Source organism: Blautia sp. MSK18_10 (assembly GCF_020553185.1).
Classification (GTDB): Bacteria; Bacillota; Clostridia; order Lachnospirales; family Lachnospiraceae; genus Blautia_A; species Blautia_A wexlerae.
Genome location: NZ_JAJCGT010000120.1, coordinates 1 through 737, shown reverse-complemented (window position 1 = coordinate 737; position 737 = coordinate 1). Strand labels below are relative to the sequence as shown.

Below are 737 nucleotides of genomic sequence, written 5' to 3'. Positions count from 1 at the left end.
GTTACATTATTTGAAATATTCAATAACCATGCATATTCATCAGAATGTCTAAGCTTTGTAAATTCTTTTCTGAGTTCTGCATCTGAAATGAATTTTCCGCCTTTTTCATAGTTTTCTATTTCCCTTGCCAAAGCCCAGTTATAGGCAAATCTTGAAGCACCGGCGTACTGAAACAACTTAGTTTTCTGCACGTTATTTGGTATCAACATTACTTTTATGGCTTTTACCATCTGCTTCCTCCTGTATCAATTCCCGGATAAGTTTCTTAGCTTTGTTTGCTTGTTTTCCTTGTAATTTGCCACTGAATACAGTGATTATCTGAACCAGATCTTCAACAAGTTCCTGCTGTTCGGACTTTTCAGTATTATCAATAATCTCAATCTCACAATTATAAAGTGAAGCGATATATTCTATCAACTCAAAACCAAATCGCAGTAACCGATCTTTATACAAAACAACAACCTTTTCAACCTGATTTAGAGATATTCGCCTGATCAATTCCTGGAGCCCTTTTTTCTTATAATTAATTCCGGAACCGATATCACTTATTATCTCAAACGGCTGTCCTTTTGCCAGAAGATATGTTTTAACATTATCAATCTGTCGTTCCAGATCATCTTTTTGTTTATGACTGGAAACACGACAATACCCAATTGTAATGCGGTTTTTAGGCTTTACATTTATTACCTGGTTGAGTTGCTCATCAGAATAATATCTATAACCACTTACTGTAGTAT

The 737-nt window shown here is 34.7% G+C and carries 2 protein-coding genes; both read right to left on the bottom strand.

The features are described from left to right. Positions 1-230: helix-turn-helix domain-containing protein (locus LI074_RS17090; protein ID WP_173698470.1), on the bottom strand; the 230-nt coding region annotated here is incomplete at its 3' end. Continuing rightward, on the bottom strand, positions 193-737 hold a 545-nt coding region (locus tag LI074_RS17085; RefSeq protein WP_265107687.1), incomplete at its 5' end, for an IS607 family transposase. The genes LI074_RS17090 and LI074_RS17085, both read right to left, overlap by 38 nt.